At 45.1% G+C, this 17,951-nt stretch carries 14 protein-coding genes; 5 read left to right on the top strand and 9 right to left on the bottom strand.

Going from position 1 to position 17,951, the window contains the following annotated elements; translation table 11 throughout:
* Positions 1-21: 21 nt before the first annotated feature.
* Positions 22-846, bottom strand: a complete 825-nt coding sequence (locus MASE_RS03800; protein ID WP_080589195.1) for a UTRA domain-containing protein — start codon at positions 844-846, stop codon at positions 22-24.
* A 192-nt stretch (positions 847-1,038) separates the two neighbouring features.
* Between MASE_RS03800 and hutI the strand changes: the two genes are divergently transcribed.
* Complete coding sequence (gene hutI / locus MASE_RS03795) at positions 1,039-2,298, top strand: imidazolonepropionase (protein ID WP_041693681.1); 1,260 nt, start codon at positions 1,039-1,041, stop codon at positions 2,296-2,298.
* The gene (gene hutG / locus MASE_RS03790) at positions 2,291-3,259 is read left to right on the top strand and encodes a formimidoylglutamase (RefSeq protein WP_014948433.1); all 969 of its coding nucleotides are present in this window, start codon (positions 2,291-2,293) and stop codon (positions 3,257-3,259) included. Before hutI ends, hutG begins: the two co-directional genes overlap by 8 nt.
* A 35-nt stretch (positions 3,260-3,294) precedes the next feature.
* On the opposite strand, the gene sstT is transcribed toward hutG, so the two are convergent.
* The 3 genes from sstT to MASE_RS03775 all read right to left on the bottom strand — a co-directional run bounded on the left by sstT (position 3,295) and on the right by MASE_RS03775 (position 6,595).
* Entirely contained in the window at positions 3,295-4,515 is a 1,221-nt protein-coding gene (gene sstT / locus MASE_RS03785; protein WP_014948432.1) for a serine/threonine transporter SstT, read from the bottom strand.
* A gap of 141 nt (positions 4,516-4,656) precedes the next feature.
* Positions 4,657-5,919, bottom strand: coding sequence for a sensor histidine kinase (locus MASE_RS03780; RefSeq protein WP_014948431.1), 1,263 nt, complete (start codon positions 5,917-5,919; stop codon positions 4,657-4,659).
* 1 nt (position 5,920) lies between these two features.
* Positions 5,921-6,595 carry a response regulator transcription factor gene (locus MASE_RS03775; RefSeq protein WP_014948430.1) on the bottom strand — a complete coding sequence of 225 codons (675 nt, stop codon included), beginning with the start codon at positions 6,593-6,595 and terminating at the stop codon, positions 5,921-5,923.
* Between the two features lie 149 nt (positions 6,596-6,744).
* On the opposite strand from MASE_RS03775, the gene MASE_RS03770 reads away from it, so the two are divergent.
* Genes MASE_RS03770 through MASE_RS03760 form a run of 3 tightly spaced genes read left to right on the top strand, consistent with a single transcriptional unit; the run spans position 6,745 to position 9,562 of the window.
* Positions 6,745-7,749: a glycosyltransferase family 2 protein gene (locus MASE_RS03770; protein ID WP_014948429.1), complete on the top strand. Its 1,005-nt coding sequence runs from the start codon at positions 6,745-6,747 to the stop codon at positions 7,747-7,749.
* Positions 7,746-9,167, top strand: coding sequence for an ArnT family glycosyltransferase (locus MASE_RS03765; RefSeq protein WP_041693375.1), 1,422 nt, complete (start codon positions 7,746-7,748; stop codon positions 9,165-9,167). Before MASE_RS03770 ends, MASE_RS03765 begins: the two co-directional genes overlap by 4 nt.
* Positions 9,164-9,562 (top strand): GtrA family protein, encoded by a 399-nt coding sequence (locus MASE_RS03760; protein WP_014948427.1) that lies wholly within the window; start codon positions 9,164-9,166, stop codon positions 9,560-9,562. Before MASE_RS03765 ends, MASE_RS03760 begins: the two co-directional genes overlap by 4 nt.
* 33 nt (positions 9,563-9,595) lie before the next feature.
* Here MASE_RS03760 and MASE_RS03755 read toward each other — a convergent pair whose 3' ends face one another.
* From MASE_RS03755 to MASE_RS03735, 5 genes are all read right to left on the bottom strand, one after another.
* Positions 9,596-11,017: a S41 family peptidase gene (locus tag MASE_RS03755; RefSeq protein ID WP_014948426.1), complete on the bottom strand. Its 1,422-nt coding sequence runs from the start codon at positions 11,015-11,017 to the stop codon at positions 9,596-9,598.
* 125 nt (positions 11,018-11,142) lie between these two features.
* The gene (locus MASE_RS03750; protein WP_014948425.1) at positions 11,143-14,880 is read right to left on the bottom strand and encodes an AAA family ATPase; all 3,738 of its coding nucleotides are present in this window, start codon (positions 14,878-14,880) and stop codon (positions 11,143-11,145) included.
* Between the two features lie 4 nt (positions 14,881-14,884).
* A complete protein-coding gene (sbcD, locus tag MASE_RS03745) occupies positions 14,885-16,378 on the bottom strand; it encodes an exonuclease subunit SbcD (protein WP_014948424.1) in 1,494 nt (497 codons plus the stop codon).
* A 216-nt stretch (positions 16,379-16,594) separates the two neighbouring features.
* Positions 16,595-16,870 (bottom strand): alpha-glucosidase C-terminal domain-containing protein, encoded by a 276-nt coding sequence (locus MASE_RS03740; RefSeq protein WP_014948423.1) that lies wholly within the window; start codon positions 16,868-16,870, stop codon positions 16,595-16,597.
* Positions 16,871-16,936: 66 nt separating this feature from the next.
* Positions 16,937-17,905, bottom strand: a complete 969-nt coding sequence (locus MASE_RS03735) for an aldo/keto reductase (RefSeq protein ID WP_014948422.1) — start codon at positions 17,903-17,905, stop codon at positions 16,937-16,939.
* Between the last annotated feature and the right edge of the window lie 46 nt (positions 17,906-17,951).

The raw sequence follows: 17,951 nt of genomic DNA, 5'->3' as shown, positions 1-17,951 counted from the left end.
GCGCCTTTGGCGCAATGACACTTAGAACTCCAAGTGTCCTCCCAAGCGGTATCGACTACCTGGGTGATACAGCACCGCGTGGCTAACCACTGCGCTTGAACTCGCTTTGGAGCTATTATTTAAGGGTGAATCTGACGTAGCCCTTAAACCGTTCTTTATCTGAGCATTTGCCGTTGACGACTCGCCAATATTGCTCTCATCGCTGGTTATTGCGCTGGGCACTCGAGAGAAGGTTCGTCGCGTAATTTTCAGGCACGGCTCTTTAGGCTTAATCAATAGTGCTTGTGCAATATCTTTTTCAACAACCACAGCTTCTACGCTGTGATCGGCTTGTGAAAGGGGCGCGACCTGATTCAAATAAAAGTTTGCAGTTTGAGCTTTAAAATCTTTATCTAAATAGTCGTTAATCCACGCTGGGTTAACCCACCTGTCTTCATACTGCACGGGTAGATTGTTCTCGCAGTGTACGATAATGCTATGGAATACTGGCTCTCCCACATCGATTCCCAGTCGCTGAGCAATAGCATCACTGGCTGGCGAGGTTTCCAACACCAATATTTCGTTGGTGTATCTATGCCCCCGCTGCTCTATTTCATCGCGAATACTTTTAATCTCAAGCATTGAGCTCATAGGGCGACTATCTGACACAAAGGTGCCTATCCCCTGGCTGCGCATTAAAATGCCCTCGTCCACCATTTCACTTAACGCTCTTCTAGCAGTCATTCGGCTTACACCGTGCTGCTGGGCAAGTTGGTTTTCTGAAGGCACTTGGCTACCCGGCTTCATCTCACCACTTTCGATGGCATCCAAAATTGCTGTCTTAATTACTCTGTACCGAGGTTGCATATCGTGGCCATTCACAACTAAATTGTTAATAATATGATAACAGCATACTTGTATATACAAGTATGCACAAGTACACTGAACTCAAAATTTACACTGCGTTTCAGTAAAGATTCTGGACAAAGCCAGAAAAAGAGCTAGACGACCAATTAAACGAAAAAACCAGACAAGAGGTGGCTTAGAGTGGAGCACGATATGGGTTATCAGTACGACACGCTTATTTACAATGTTCGCATTGCGTCTATGCAAGACAACAAGTTGCCCTATGGCGAATTACCGCCACACGCCATTGCCATAAAAGACGGCAAAATTGCTGCGTTACTTCCTTGCGATGACTCACTAGACGACGTGTTTGAGCAGGCCAAAAGCGTAATAGATGCCACTACCCTAATTCCCCAAAATGAAGGTTCGACGCCCAAACACCCGTGGCTATTGCCTGGCTTCATCGATTGTCATACGCATCTAGTGTATGGCGGCAATCGCGCCGAAGAATTCGAAATGCGATTGCAGGGCGCAAGTTATGTAGACATTGCGCAGCGCGGCGGTGGCATTAAAGGGACGGTTGAAAAAACTCGACGCTCTGACGAAAACACTCTGCTTCACACTGCGATAAAACGCGCAAAGCGACTGTGCGAAGAAGGTGTTACCACCATTGAAGTCAAATCAGGTTACGGGCTGGATTTAGACACTGAAGTGCGTATGTTACGCGTGGCTAAATCCCTTGAGCAGCATCTTCCTGTGAGTATTAAAACTACCTATTTAGGCGCTCACGCCCTGCCCAATGAATTTGCTGACGACTCAGAAGGATATATCGATTTCATTTGCAACGAGGCACTTCCTCACATTGCTTCGCAAAACTTAGCTGACGCCGTTGATGTATTTTGTGAAACTATTGGATTTTCAACTTCACAAACAGAACGAGTGTTTAGCTGCGCACAGCAGCACGGTTTACCCATTAAAGCTCATGTAGAACAGCTTAGCGACAGCAAAGGCGCAGTGCTAGCAGCTAAGTACGGCGCACTATCGGTAGATCACATTGAATATTTAGCTGACAGCGATATTCCCTTACTTGCCCAAAGTGGCACCGTTGCCGTACTTTTACCAGGCGCTTTTTATTACTTAAGTGAAGTTCAAAAGCCGCCGGTAGACGCCCTAAGGGCGCACAATGTGCCCATGGCCTTAGCCACTGACTTTAATCCAGGTAGTTCGCCGTTAGCCTCAATCCTTACCGCGATAAATATGGGGTGTGTGCTGTTTCAACTTACGCCAGAAGAAGCGCTACGCGGCGCCACTGCACACGCGGCTAGCGCACTTGGGCTGCACGACCGAGGTGTTATTGAAGCAGGTAAGCTTGCTGACTTAACACTTTGGGATATCGAAACGCCGGCAGAGCTCGCCTATTGTATTAATGGCCACCGCCCCGTTGCGGTGTTTAAGGAAGGTAAACATGTTTAAGTGGCAAGGCAGAATAGACAGTGAAGACGGCATTGAGGGCCTACGTTGGCATCAAAAAGTTAACGAACTTGAAGTCGGCGAAGATAATTCATTAGCCAACGCCGTTACCCTTGTTGGTTTTGAGAGTGATTTAGGTGTGGCATTTAACAAAGGCCGCGTAGGTGCAGCTGCTGGTCCAAACGCTATTCGCCAGGCACTGGCAAACTTACCCTGGCACTGGCCAAGCGCAGCATTGGCTGATTTAGGGAATGTTACCGCTAAAGAGAACTTAGCCCAGGCACAAACCCAATATGCTGACGCCATTTGCTATGCGCTCAAGCAAAATGATGGTTTGGTCATCGGTCTGGGAGGGGGACATGAAATTGCATGGGGTAGCTATCAAGGGGTTTTCAATGCTAAGCCCGAAAGCGCCCGCATTGGAATTATTAATTTCGACGCCCATTTTGATTTAAGAAAGCCTTCACCAAACACCAGTTCAGGTACGCCGTTCAGGCAAGTGTATGATCACTGCCAGCTACACGACACACCGTTTCATTACGCTTGTTTGGGCGTATCGAAAGCAGCCAATACACCAGCGCTGTTTAACTTTGCCAATACTTCCAACACGCGCTATTTAACCGATGTGGCGTTAAATGATGAATCACTGTGTATGCAGCGAATAGATGAGCTACTATCTCCGATGCTAAAAGACATCGATGAGCTTTACGTCACTGTATGTTTAGATGCATTTCCAGCAGCACAAGCACCTGGCGTTAGCGCGCCCAGTGCATTGGGAATATCCCCCACACTTGTTATCAACACGCTACACTTTTTAGCACAGCACCAAAGTACTTACGGATATCAATGGAAACTGTGTGACGTTGCGGAAATGAACCCCAATTATGATATTGATAGCCGCACAGCAAAGCTGGCTGCACGGCTAATTTTTGAAGCAGTAGATGCAGTAAGTTCGCACACCTAAACTGTTTAACGCTGTTATGTTTGACGCTTTTATGTTTACTGGCCGCCTGCCCTTTCACACGCAGCGGCGGTAAACAAGACATCGGTGGAGCTATTTAATGCTGTTTCAGCAGAATCTTGCAGTACGCCAACAATAAAGCCCACCGCAACCACCTGCATAGCCACTTCATTGGGTATATTAAACAGGCTACAGGCAAGCGGAATAAGCAGTAGCGAACCACCTGCAACACCTGAACTTCCACATGCCGATACCGCAGCGATAACGCTTAACAATACAGCAGTAGGGAAATCTACAGCGATTCCCAAGGTATTAACCGCAGCTAGCGTCAACACGGTTATTGTGATTGCAGCCCCAGCCATATTAATCGTGGCGCCTAACGGAATAGATACCGAATAGGTGTCTTCATCAAGCTTTAAGCGTTTACACAGCGCCATGTTTACCGGAATATTCGCCGCCGAACTACGGGTGAAAAACGCTGTAATACCGCTTTCTTTCAGGCATTTGAACACCAAAGGATAAGGATTCTTTTTGGTTGCCAGAAATACTAACAAGGGGTTGGTCACAAGTGCGATAAATAGCATCGCGCCAATCAGTACCGTTAGTAAATGAGAGTAACCAAGCAATGCTTCAAAGCCCGTTGTAGCAATGGTATTAGCTACCAAGCCGAAAATACCGAAGGGCGCGAGTTTAATAACAAAACCCACCACGGTTGTTACGCTATCTGCCATATTTTGAAGTAGCGCTTTCGTTGCCTCGCTAGCATGACGAAGACCTAAACCTAGACCTACAGCCCACGTGAGAATACCAATGTAATTTCCATTTACTAATGCATTTACCGGATTATCTACCATGTTATAAAGCAAAGTAGTAAGGACTTCCGATACACCTTTCGGCGCAGCTTGGCTAACTTCTGAAGTCACTAAGCTTAAGCTTGTAGGAAAAGCAAAGCTTGCCAACACGGCGGTGAGCGCGGCCAGTAGTGTGCCCATCAAATAAAGCACAAGCACGGGTTTGATAAAGGTTTGCTCGTTTTGCTTATGGTTGGCAATGGATGCCATGACCAAAACAAAAACCAATAAAGGAGCTATTGCTTTTAAGGCTTTTACAAATAAGTTACCCAATAGCCCTGCTGATTGAGCAGCTGAAGGTGAAAAACTCGCTATCGCAATACCGCATACGATACCAATGATAATTTGCAGTACCAAACTGCCATTCATGTAGCGCTGAAACAGGCTGGGGCGTGACGTTGAATCCATAAATGTTGGTCCATTATTATTTTGACGACGCACCATAAAGGATAACGTTACACAAATGAACCTGTTTGGTCTTAGTTACTCGCAAATAACCGTATGCTTGCCGTTTATAAGGGTTTACGTATTAGGGTGGCTGTAAGGAAGTTAGGTAAAGGTTATGATTGCGCGGCAACCTCTCGATTCATGGGGCTGTAGTGAAAATTGCCATCCATAGCGCCGACATAAATCGTCAACAATCAGTAACCCTAGCCCATGGCCACTTTTGCTGCTTTCATTGGACAGGCCCGCTCCATCATCGATTACTTCTATTGCATTGTCGTTAACTAAAATGTCAACTTCCCCTTTCTGGGATGCAGCACAAGCGTTTCTCAGTATATTTCCCACTACCATGCTTAATATTGCCTGCGAAGCTTTGATTTTGGGACTGCTTCTGAAATCCACATTGATTCGAATTTGCTTATCCACGGCATGAAGATTATTAGCTTCGACAATTCTGATTATTTCGCTTTTGTCTACATCTCGCACCTCAATATCGCCCGAGTTCCGCTCGTACCTTACAATGGAAAGCAACGCATCAACCATTTTTATCATTTCTGATACCGCATCATTAATGCGAGCTACTTGTCGTTCTTGCCCCTCTGTTAATTCACTCCGTGACAATAGGTTATTAGCGCCCTTAACAATGGTTAAAGGCGTACGAAGTTCGTGGCTAGCATAGCGGGCAAACGCTTGCTCTCTCTTTAAAACAAGGCGTAACTCTTTGCGATATTGATTGAGCCTGGTAGTTAGTAATTGAAACTCACCCACTGCGCCTTTGCCAATCTTAAACGCACGCGTCGCATCACCTGAAGAGTCGTTGAGTTGATGAGCAAGCTCATTGACTGGCTCAATCAGTTTTTTGGAAACTTTAAACAGGAAAGCACCGAACACAAACATGAGCAGTGCGATAAAAATGATAACAACGATAGCAACAAACGCCATCTCTTCACGACTGAACTCAACTTTATCCACAAAACTTAAAACAACAATATCCTTTTGCTGACCATTTTGGGTGTAAACGCCCTTAAATACCATGTGGCCTGAAGGTGAATCTAATGTGTCCACTTCGCCTAGATAAGTATTTTTATTTTTTAAAAAAGACTTGAATGGCTCTGGCACTTGCGCTTCGTCGTTGTAGGCCGTCGTCAGAGTATCGAGCTTTATGACGCCATGCTCTCCATTTGTAAATCTCTCAACGGCACTGTCGCGATCAATAAGAATGCGTCGCTCACCAACTCTGTCTTCTGACCATTGAAGGGCATAATAAAAAAGTAAAAACGTTAAAACACCGATGACGCATGACATCACTGTAAAAAACAATGCCAACTTACCAGTAAGTGTGCGTGCGTTTGAAAATATGCCGAACAATTTACACTTCCTCCAGCCTGAAACCTATTTTAGGAACGGTAATTAGCATTGGTGAGTGAAACGGCTTGTCAAGCTGGTTACGTAGCTGATAGATGTGGCTGCGTAACACATCATTTTGCGGTTCATGTTCTTGCCATAGCTTCTCAGCTATTTCTTGACGAGACACTATCTCTGGTGCCTTTTGACACAGTAATTCTAAAATAGTGTAGGTGGTAGGGTTGAGCACCAATAACTTGTCATCCCGATATGCTTTGCGAGATTTTTGTATGATCTTAAGCGTGCCAAACTGCAAAATTGATGTTGCTACTTGTCCCTTGTAGCGTTTAATCAATGCATTGGCACGAGCGTCAAGGACGTCAAAATCAAATGGTTTTGTTAAGTAATCATCTGCACCATGCTTAAAGCCATTTAACATATCTTCCCTGTTATCGAGCGCCGTTAACATCAGTATGGGCGTTGTAATACCTTCATCCCTAAGCTTATTGCATAGCGTCAACCCGTCCATTCGCGGCAGCATTAAATCGAGTAAAATCAAATCGAAACTCTCAGCTTTTGCAAGCTCAAAGCCTAATTCGCCATTATCAGCATAATCTAGCTCAACGCCTTTACTTTCGTAATACTCAAATAAAATCCCTGCGACTTCTCGACTATCTTCTATCAACAAAATTTTCTGCATTCAGCTCTCTTCTTCTCGTTCTTATTTTCCGCTTACTGGCGTGAAAAAAATGTGAACAACAATCTTTTCACATCTAGCTTGTTAAGCTCCTCAACTCTGACAGCAGTTTGCTTCTGTAGTTTTAAATTTTTAGAGGTTTGGTAAGTGTTATGGGAAAAATCTCATCTGTTCAAAGTCGCATTAGCCCGCCTACTACATTGAGTGTAGTCGTTCCGTACTTTAATGAAGAAAGTGTGCTTTGTGAGTTTCATGCTCGGTTAACACGAGTATTGGATACCCTTTCAGATACTAGCGAAATTGTTTATGTCAATGATGGAAGCACGGATAACAGCCAATCGTTAGTTGAAAGCTTCTCTTCTCATACCTCCTCAATAAAGTGTATTGCGTTAAGCAGAAATTTTGGAAAAGAGAGCGCCTTAAGCGCGGGGCTCGCTCATAGTTCGGGGCTTGCCGTTATCGCAATTGATGCTGACCTACAAGATCCTCCGGAGCTCATTCCTGCTATGTTAACCAAGTGGCGAGAGGGTTTCGATGTGGTAAATATGCAGCGCTCTGAACGACTTGGAGAAAGTTGGCTTAAAAAGAAGTCTGCAGCAGTCTTCTACAGTTTACTAAACATAATGTCCCAAACAGATATACCTGAAAATGTTGGAGATTTCAGGCTGATTGCCCGGGAAGTCGTCGACCATATCAATGCGTTGCCGGAGCGAAACAGATATATGAAGGGAATTTTTTCTTGGCCAGGGTTCAAGCAAGCAACACTTCCATTCACTCGCGATCCACGTTTTTGTGGTGAGTCTAAATGGAATTACTTCAAACTAGTGGGTCTGGCGATTGACGGCATTACATCATTTAGTATCCGTCCACTCAGAGCTGCAACTGTGCTTGGTTTAATTATCGCTAGCAGCGCCTTTCTATATGGACTTTTTGTAGTGTCTAAAACTCTTCTATTTGGTGAACCGGTTTCTGGCTACCCATCACTTATGGTTGTGCAACTTGCTCTTGGCGGAATTCAACTTATCACAATAGGTTTGCTAGGCGAGTATATAGGAAGAATTTTCATCGAAACGAAACAAAGACCACTCTACCTCATTCAGTCTTACTCTGAGAAAGGCGCTGTTCATAAACAAACCCTTAGCGAGAAACGCGCATGACACTAAGTAGGAAAACGCTATTTTGGACTCTCACTGCAGTGCTATCAATTCGTTTGCTATCACTTAGTAGTTACCCGCTTATGGATACTACCGAAGCAAGGTATGGCGAAATGGCGAGGCTGATGTTCGAAACAGGCAACTGGATAACGCCACAGTTCGACTACGGTGTACCGTTTTGGGGCAAGCCTCCGCTCTTTACTTGGATGAGTGCTGCAGGGGTGACACTGTTTGGCATTAATGAGTTTGCACTCAGATTCCCTCATTGGTTAGCAGGTGTATTTGTAATTCTTATTTTGTTCAGCTTCGCTAAACGCCTGGGTATCAGTGGGGTTGTCGCAGCAATAGTAGTGGCGTCATCGGGCATGTTTTTGATTGCTGCCGGGGCGGTAATGACGGATATGGCATTGACCCTAGGTATTACCATTGCAATGTGGGGCTTTTACCTATGCTGGGAAAGTTATGATCAGGACGTTCCAACATTACGCTGGGCATTTGTCGGATTTTCGGGACTCGGCGTAGGACTCCTAGCAAAAGGTCCAATTGTTATATTACTAGTTGGGTTAGCAATTTTCCCTTGGCTAGTAATTAACTATGGACTTGGTACAGGCATTGTGACTTTTTGGCGTCGCATTCCTATCATTCGTGGGCTGGCACTAATGACGGCCATTGCACTGCCGTGGTATGTTCTTGCTGAGCAAGCTACTCCGGGTTTTCTCGACTATTTTTTTGTAGGAGAACATTTTGAGCGTTTTGTCGTTTCCGGATGGGAAGGCGACTTATATGGTACTGCTCACACAGAAACGAGAGGTACCATTTGGCTTTTTTGGGTTTATGCGGCGGCACCTTGGTCAATCATTCTTCCGCTTGTGATTTTCACGCGAATTGGTAACGTTAAAAAGATCATCTCTAACAATAAAAAGCTATTTAGTTTTTTAGCTTGTTGGATGGCATCACCTTTAGTATTTTTTTCATTTGCAGGCAATATTCTGCCCGCCTATGTGCTACCAGCTATTCCCCCGCTCGGGCTTATTTTTTCATTGATTCTCGCGAACCGCATTTGGCAAACTTTATGGTTCCCAGTTGCTGCTAGTATTGCGCCGCTTTTACTTATTGTTACCAGTATTTATATACACGTACACTGGGGTGAAAAACGCAGCGATAAAGCGCTACTTGCGCATAGTAACCCTAGCCTCCCCATCTACTATATCGGAAAACGTCCTTTTTCAGGACAGTTTTACAGCCACGGGCAAGCTAAAGAAATTGATATGAAAGCGACTCTTCCTGAGCTGAGAAGCGCTCAGTTCATCGTTACCCAAGAATCGCTACCCAAAATTACCGACTCACCATTCTTTGACTGCAAATTAGTTTTTGAAGCACATAGCGGGCGCTCTCTTTATGAATGCCAAACTAAACTATGAAGAAAGAGGTCTTTCGATTTATCGGCGTGGGAATATTAGGCTTTTCTGTTGATGCTGCTACATTTTCTATATTTGTATACGCATCACATTTAAGCCTAATTCAAGCACGCATAATTGCTTTTTTGTGCGCGGCAACGGCTACTTGGCTTGGCAATCGACACATTACTTTTCAGAGAGATGACGCTCCTGTTTTGCAACAATGGTTTCGATTTATGACGGTCGCCACAGTTTCTGCACTGCCTAATTTTATCTGCTTCTCCATTGCGAATGTGAAGCTTGGGCAAACTGGAATCATGCCATTGCTCTCCTTATCAATTGGCATCATTGCTGGCGCAGCTTGTAACTATACGCTGTGCAAGTACTGGGTATTTAATGGAAATAGTACTACGAGGTAACGAGAGTTCTTGCTCTTCTCGAGTTCATTTCCATTACATGCCTTCAAGTATCTTTTGCGTATAAGACGTCCACTGGTAAAGAGGAAGTTCTCCATCAATATAATAGTCTGGCTGAATGCCTACCCCATCAATGGCCATATGCGGAATGCGTAAACTTTTAGTCAGGCTGTAATACAAAGTAAAAGTACCGCTCGGCGAATCAGTTTGATACATGTTAGAAATATCGAGTACACCTGCGGTAGTTTGCCCAAACAACTTTACTTTTTTGCTTTGTTTAGCCGCCAGTAAGAACTGCTCAGCGGTGCTGCCATTACTTGAATCAACAAGTACGCCAATACTCTTCGGCAAGGGTTCAATTTTATCGAATGTCTCCACCGTTACGTCTTCATCAATATTGATGTAGCTGCCGATGTGTTGATTAAGAATGTCATACCCGTCTTTTGCCCATAGCTTTTCTTCTTCACTAAAATGAGGGTTTTGCAAAAAGCCAAGCATTCTAGAGTTGTTAAGCTCGGTAGATAAGTATTCCATGCCTACAGTGCGAATAGGGTTGGTGTATAAAATAGGGAGTAAAGACGCATAGCTTACGTCACTACCACCACCGTTTCCTCGGATGTCGATAATGAAGTTTTCAGTTTTTAAAATCGTGTCTAGGTGCTTAGCGATAACCGCGTCGATGTCTTTTTTGAAGGCATGATCGAAAGCCGGTATGCGAACTAACACAGTGTTCTCTGAAACTTTCTCGAATAGCGGAGCTTTTGTACTAAGCAGGCGAACATAGCGTGTTATTTCAGGGGATGATTCTTGTCGCGGTTCCTCACGCGACATAACAATAAAGCTATTGCCTAACACCACTTCATTGTTACCCAAGTACGTAATGGTATCGATTTGTCGGGCGGAGTGATCGCCCATAAAAAACGTCACTTTTGCAGTATTGCTGTCTGCAGGGTCGTTAAGGATAAACTTTACTTGTCCCGCCTTCCATGAAGGGTTGGTACTTTCAACGATATAAGCTTTATGGACATTGCCCTCTTTTTTTAAGGCAACCGTATAGCTTGAGAATTGCCAAATCCCCTCAAGAGTTTCGTCACGTTGGCTTTTCAAATGTTGTTTAAATGCCGATAAGTCGAAATCATGCACTACCGATTCGCGTACCGCTTCCTCTGAGCCATTCGTATTTAGCGCAAGACCAATGTGCCCCTTGCGAAAAAATGTAAGCCAGTCGCTAAGCACTGCGTGGCATTGCGCTTCGCTTTTCGCGCTTTGTACTCGCGCCAAAATCGCACTATTGTGGGCCGAATAAAGGTCCTGCCCTTTTTTCTCTGCGGTATATTGAAAGCCGGCATCGTTGTTTTCAAACGTGCTTTTTAGCCATGCAAACTCACTTTCACACTGAAAGGTACTACCAAACGAACAGAAAGAGGCAAAAAGAGGGTATATCGCAAATCGTTTCACTAAATATGATGTCCATATCTACTTTTAATAACGATAAAGTATCATAAAACCATGATCTTGCGAGCATTTACCAAGCACATACTTGTAAGCAAACGTTTTAACTACTAATTCCTAAAGCGGTGAGTTCACCCCACCGCATAAGGTTTTTCTAGTGCGCTTAAGCCTACACCGTTGCGTTTAATCACTTTAAGCTGAGTAGGAATACGCTCTTTCATGGCTTCAATATGGCTTATCACACCAATCATTTTTCCGCTGGCATTTAAGTTATCTAGGGCATCAAGCGCCACATCCAAAGTTTCAGCATCTAGGGTGCCAAAGCCTTCATCCAAAAACAGCGAATCAATACTGGTCTTGTGACTGACCAAGTCAGATAAAGCTAATGCCAGTGCAAGGCTCACTAAGAAACTTTCTCCGCCGGACAGGGTTTTGGTGTCTCGCACCACGTCACCTTGCCAGGTGTCCAATACACTTAAACCCAACCCTTCGTTTTCTTTTCGAATTAGCTGATAGCGACCGTGTAATTTATCAAGCTGCTGATTTGCAAGCTGCACTAAGTTGTCCAAGGTAAGTCCTTGGGCAAAACGTCTGAATTTATCGCCGCTGGCCGAACCAATTAACGAATGCAGGTAAGTAATATCATCGTAATAGGCCTCAAACGCAGCCATCTCATCCACAAGCTGCTGCTGCCTTTCGCGGGCTTGATTGTTAGCGCTTAGCTGCTGTTCAATTTGCCCTAAAGACGATAACAGCGTGTCACGCTGCTGAGCTTGCTGGGTAATTTTCGTATCGAGCCACTGTGCACCGTGCTCTTCTAGCTCGCTCTGCCACAATGCTGCGTTAGCATGGGCTTTTAGCGATTGTTGGGTAGCTAGCGCGTTTTCTAGCTTTAAGTCCGCTTGTTGTTTTTGCTGAGTTAATCGCTTTTGCAGTTCAAGCAAGGTGTTGCGGGTATCTTCGTCTAAAAGGGCATTGCTAAACGCGTGCTCATCGGCAAATGGGCTGCTCGCCAACTGACGGCTAAAGTGCTCTGTTGCCTCTGAAAGTGCCTGCTCTTTTTCGCGCATTTGCTCATTAAGCTGGGCAATTTCTGCTTCTAAACGAGACAAAATAGTGTCCGTTTGTTGCAGGCGAGATTTGCATTCATTTACATTTCGCTCAGCGTGTTCTTGGGCAGCGCTTGCCTTATTTCTGGTTTCAGCAATATTGCCTTCAGGGAATACGGTTGAGCGCGAGTCTAGCAGCGCCTTTAGGCTATAATCTAGCTGCACAAGCTCTTCGCATACACCCTTAAGCTGATTTTCGGCGCTCTCGATATCACGATTAACCACAAGCAAGGTGCTACTTACCCCTTGCAACTCATCTTTAAGTTTGGCGTGTAGCTGATGATTGTGTTTATAAGTTCTTAGCGCTTCGGCTTTTTCATTTAACCACGTGGTAATTCCATCAATAGACAGATTGTGAATATCAGCACCGTGCGCCGTCATAGTCTCGCTGAGCGCTAAAATACCATCGTTAACCCTTTTTGTTTTACTCTCTAACTCTGTATTACGTTCGTTAAATTGCTTTTCCAAGGTTTCGCGCTGCTGCAGAGAAACTGCAAGTTCTGACTGCTTGCCTTGTAATGCCTGTTGCGCTTCATTTTTAGCCTGCAGTGCAGCATTTAGAGCTTGCTCGCACTCTTCTAAACGGGTTAATTGAGCACTAATATCATCAAGACGAGTTTTAAACTGCTGGGTAAATTGAGCGACGCTTTGCGATGTATTAATGTCGACCTTTTCAAAGCTCGGTATATCAGCGCTAAGTACGCTTGAAATCTGCTGCCACTTTTCTAGCAGCGTATCTCGTTGCCCGCTTGCCTGTTCTAGCTGCTTATTAACCTGAGCAAGCGTGAATTCAGTTTGTGTAACACTTTCTTTTGCCCGCGCCCCTTGCTGCTCAATATCATCTAACTGCTGCTTTAAGCTATCTCGCTTTTGGATAGTTTCAGGTACATCAATAACCACGGTAGACGTGGTGTGCTCGTTTGCCCCACAGACAGGGCATGGCTCGCCACTTTTTAACTGTGCGCGAAGGTGCGCCACTTCAGCATCTAGGGCGATAAGCGCTTCTATGTCTTTAAGGTTACTACGAGTTTGCTTGTAAGCATCAACCAAGGCTTGGCGGTCAGATTGCTGCTGTGCTAGTTGCTTCGCTAAGTCGACTTTCTGTGCATTCAGCGATACTTTGTCTTGCTCAAGTGCCAAATATTGCTGTTGAATATGCCCTATCTGTAGCACACTATCCCAATGATGAAGCTTATTATCGCGCTCTTGCTGAAGGTTTGCTTTGCTGGTTGTATTAGCACTATTAGTATCACTTGGTTTGTCAGATAGCGTGGCCTGAAGTACCTTTTCGCACTTGGCAACTTGCGCGTTTTTGTCATCGAAGATCTGCGTTAACGCGCTTAACGACTCATTTGTTTTTGCGATAGCGTCATCTAGGGATGAAAGCGCCTGACGATCATTCTTTACGCTTTGTGTTAGTGTTTCTAACTGCTTTTTATCATGTTCAATATGGCGCGCCGTTTCACTCCAGCCACTTATAAATTCCGCTATGCCGCTAAGTGAGTGATGTTCATGTAAGTAGGTTTCCAGTTCACCAAGCTTGGTCTTGTTATCTGCCGAAGCGTTTTCGATTTCTGTGCGCTTTAGCGTTAACGCGTTTATTGACTGCCTTAAACGTGCCGCGTTTTCGTTTGCTTTTTGCTGTTCAGTAGTGAGCTGCGCTATTTGGTTATCTAGTGGAACTACCTGCTCATTTATGCGCTTTTCAAGCTCACTGCTTTGTTGCTTTGTAAGAACTAATGCTTGTTCAGCGTTGGTCACTTCCAAACTGAGCTGTGCCTTTTGCGTTTTTAAGTCGGGCAACTGGGCTGCTTTCTCTTCAAGTTTTTCTTTATAACGAGTTACATCTTGCTGAAGCCCGTTTCTTTGCAAAAATGGCAGGCGAAGCTTTTCAGCTGGCTCACTTTGGGTTAAAAGATCAAGTTCTTGTCTCGCCTCATTGATGGCGTTATTCGCGCTCTGCTGCGCTTCACTGGCTTCTTTTATGGTTAGCTCATTGGCGTTAAACGCTTGTTGCCACTGCTGTTGCTTTTGTAACTGAACAAGTGTTTGGTTAGACGTTGCGACTTGGCTCTTGGTTTGTGCTTGCTCTTCTTCAAGCTGGGTGATTTGCTCGTCGCTAAGCAAAGTTACGCCTTCCAGCTTTATCGCAAACTCTTTTTTCTTTTGTTTAGCGTCACTAAATTGCTGATGTACTGCCTGTGATATCTGCCCGTAAATTTCAGTGCCAGTTAACTCTTCAAGCAGCTCGGCTCGGTCGGCCTCGTTAGCATTTAAAAACGCAGCAAAATCCCCTTGCGACAACATCATAGACTTGGTGAAACGGGCAAAGTTAAGGCCAGTCAGCTTTTCAATCTCTTCACTTTTCGGCCTAACCTGGGTAGCCAGTACCTTGCCGCTTTCAACTTCGGCCAGCTCAACATCGGCACTTTGCAGGTTACCGTCAACTTTCCCTCTGGCCCGACGCATACTCCAAAACGCACGGTATGCTTTTCCCTTAATATCAAACTCAACCTCCGCCAAACACTCCGCCGTGCCGCGGGTCATGATGTCGTTGTTAGACGTTGAAATTGGCCCCAAGCGAGGGGTTTGGTGATAAAGCGCTAAACAAATGGCATCAAGTAGCGTGGTTTTACCCGCCCCCGTTGGACCCGTGATAGCAAACAGGCCATTGTCGATAAACGGCGAATGGGTGAAATCTATCTTCCACTCCCCTTTTAGGGCGTTTAAGTTTTTAAGGCGTAAGGTCAATATTCTCATTGTATTACTCGCCTTTGTTTTCTGTTGTGTTTGCCAATGTTGCCTCTACTGATACTTCGGTATCTTCATCATTGGTATGCACTTGCTCTACTGCTTCATTAAACAACCGCCTTATCCGGTTTATGCGTGAAGCGCTTTTCTCTGAACCTGCTTCTTTTGTTTCTCTGGCGCTTTGGTCGTCATCTAGCAGGGTTTCTTGTGCCGACTCAGTTGTTGAACTATCTTCTATGCTCTCCAATGCCAAACGCGCTTCAAATACATCGTTTACCGATAGTTCACTAAGCTGGACGTTTTGCTTTTCCGTTAAGCTATTTATTGTGCGCTTACGCTTGCGTTTCAACTGTAAAATCTCAGCGTTTTTCCCTTCTAACAAGCCCTGAATACGCTGCTGTAGATCAGTCAGATAGTCTTCTGTTTCAACTTCAATGCATAACCACACTGGGTCTTTAGAGCTAATGGCGTTATCCGTTGCGCTAAGGGGTTTATCCACTTCGCTAACGGCTTTATCCACTTCGCTAACGGCATCATCTGTTTGAGAAGCTAACGTGATGGCATCGCTCTTACTAATGGCCGCCTCAATCGCTTTTAAGTCGCCTTTTATGACTTCCATGGCCTGAAAGCGCGGTACCGGAAGCGTTGAGATAGTAGGCGTTGTGCTTTCAGATTCAAACGTTATCAACACTACTTGCTTTTGTGTGTTTAGTTCATCAAAACTTAGCGGTATGGGCGAGCCTGAGTAGCGAATGTGTTCTGTTTTAGCGACTTTCTGTGGCCTGTGAATATGCCCAAGTGCAATGTAATCGGCGGGCGGAAACCCTTTGGCGTCAAAGCCTTCAAGGGTGCCAATGTAGATATCGCGTACACTTTCTGACTGACTCACGCCTAAAGCGGTTAAGTGCCCTGTAGCAATAATAGGAATAGCAGCGCTATTTTTACTGCCCTCCTCTCCTTGTTTTTCTTCAATTGAAGCGCGCAGTGACAAGGCTTCGTTATAAAGCGCCCCATAATGCTGCTTTATCGCATCGCCAAGCGCTTGACGCTTGTCAGTGCCGCTTTGCCCTGCCTCACTGACAAGCACATCACGTGGGCGAATAAAGGGTACGGCACACAGTACGGCGCTGGGCTGCCCCTTGCGATCGTTAAGCGTAATGACTTGTTCACTCAATTCGCCGTATGTACTGGCAATTACGTGGCTATTTAAGTATTTCAGTAGCGCCTTACTTTCGTTCAATACCGATACTGAATCGTGATTTCCCCCCAGCACCACCAATGTACACTGCATCCCCTGAAGTTCACCGATAAACGCATGGTAGAGCTCTCTGGCGTAGCTAGGCGGCGTGCCCGTGTCAAACACATCACCCGCGACAATAATCGCATCTATTTGATGCACTTCTACTTGTTGAAGAAGCCATTTAAGGAAAGCGGCGTGTTCGTTTTTGCGACTTTTCGTAAAAAAACTCTGACCTAAGTGCCAGTCAGATGTATGCAATATTTTCATGTAGAAGTGAACCAGGCTTGTTGCATTGGAGATAGAGAAACGCATTCGGCGCAATGGCGCTGCTGCTATGGAGTGTCGATGTTGATCAACGCACCGTACAGCAACTATAGAGATTTTGTGGTTTTATGACAATGGTTTGTCTGTGATGCATGTTCACAGGGAGCAGGTAAAAAAAGAGGCACCACACGCTTTAATAAACGTCTGGTGCTCAGGATATTATTTTGATGAAAACAACCCAAAGCTAAAAGCTGGCAGAGTAATCTGTGTTTCACCGTTGTCAGAAGCGGAAATTTTAGCGGCTCCTGAAACAACTAAGTAGCTTTCATACTGCTGAGAAACCGTTACCGTTTGCTGCTCGGCTGACACGTTAAACACAACTAAAAGTGCTTCGTCATTTTGTTGCGCCACGCCTCCGTTTGGCATTGTGTCATTCGCTACGCGGGCGAAGGCAAACACCTGCTTTTTATCATCAAAGAACTTATTTTCTTGCACTCCATATTGAAGTAACGGCTGCTGCTTGCGAATGGCAGCGTACAGTTACATCGCGAGAGAAAAACATCATGGTAACTCCACCCCTTTTGCACTTACGTACAATGCGTACCAGTCTTCCCGCGTAAGCGTCACTGTAACGGCTTCTGCACTTGCTTTAATACGCTTGGGGTTTGCCGAACCAACAATTGGCTGAATATTGCTGGGGTGGCGCATTAACCAAGCCAACACGATTGCGTCGGTCGCTACACCATATTTTTGCGCTAAGGTCGCAACGAGTTTTTTAGTCGCTTCTTCTTGCGCAGTTAGCGCAGCGGGTGCTCCGGTATATTTACCCTGGCTTGCTGGCCCCCACGACTGCATTTGAATGTTGTTTTGCTTTGCGTATTGAAGTGTGCCCGCTGTAAAGTTCACATGCTGCCCATCTGGGTTACCGACATAAATACCTTCATCCACAAAGCCTAAGTTAGTAAGACTCATCTCAACCTGATTCGCAATAAGCGGCTGATTAATATAGTGATTAAGATGCTGCATTTGTACGCCGCTCATATTCGACACGCCAAAGTGCTTAACCTTACCGCTATCAAACAAGGCATCAAATGCAGCGGCAACCTCCTCTTCTTCCATCAATGGGTCTGGGCGGTGCAGCAAAAGCAGGTCGAGATATTCAGTATTTAATCGCGAAAGCGTGTTTTCAACAGAAGTGACAATCCAGTCTTTCGAAAAATCGTAACGTTTGGGCCCGTGTTCATCTTCAAAACGAATCCCACATTTAGACTGAAGCACTATCTCTTCCCGTAAGTTAGGGCGTGATTTTAACACTTCACCAAATGCTTGTTCTGCTTTACCCATTCGGTATATATCAGCATGATCGAAAACGGTAATACCGGCTTCTAGCGCAGCATCGACCGCCGCAAACGCATGCTGGGTTTGATCTTTGGTTAATGGGTTAAAGTCCCACTCTCCACCAATAGCCATACAGCCGTAAACCAGCTGACTGGCGTGTGAAATGTACTGATTTAGAGGAAGGTTTTTCATATGCACCGCTCGCAAAAAAGAATTAATAAAGGCCTTTCGGATAGCT

Origin of the sequence: Alteromonas macleodii ATCC 27126 (assembly GCF_000172635.2) — a bacterium.
Classification (GTDB): domain Bacteria; phylum Pseudomonadota; class Gammaproteobacteria; order Enterobacterales; family Alteromonadaceae; genus Alteromonas; species Alteromonas macleodii.
The sequence above is the reverse complement of the archived record's forward strand: the minus strand, read 5'-3'. Positions and strand labels throughout refer to the sequence as shown.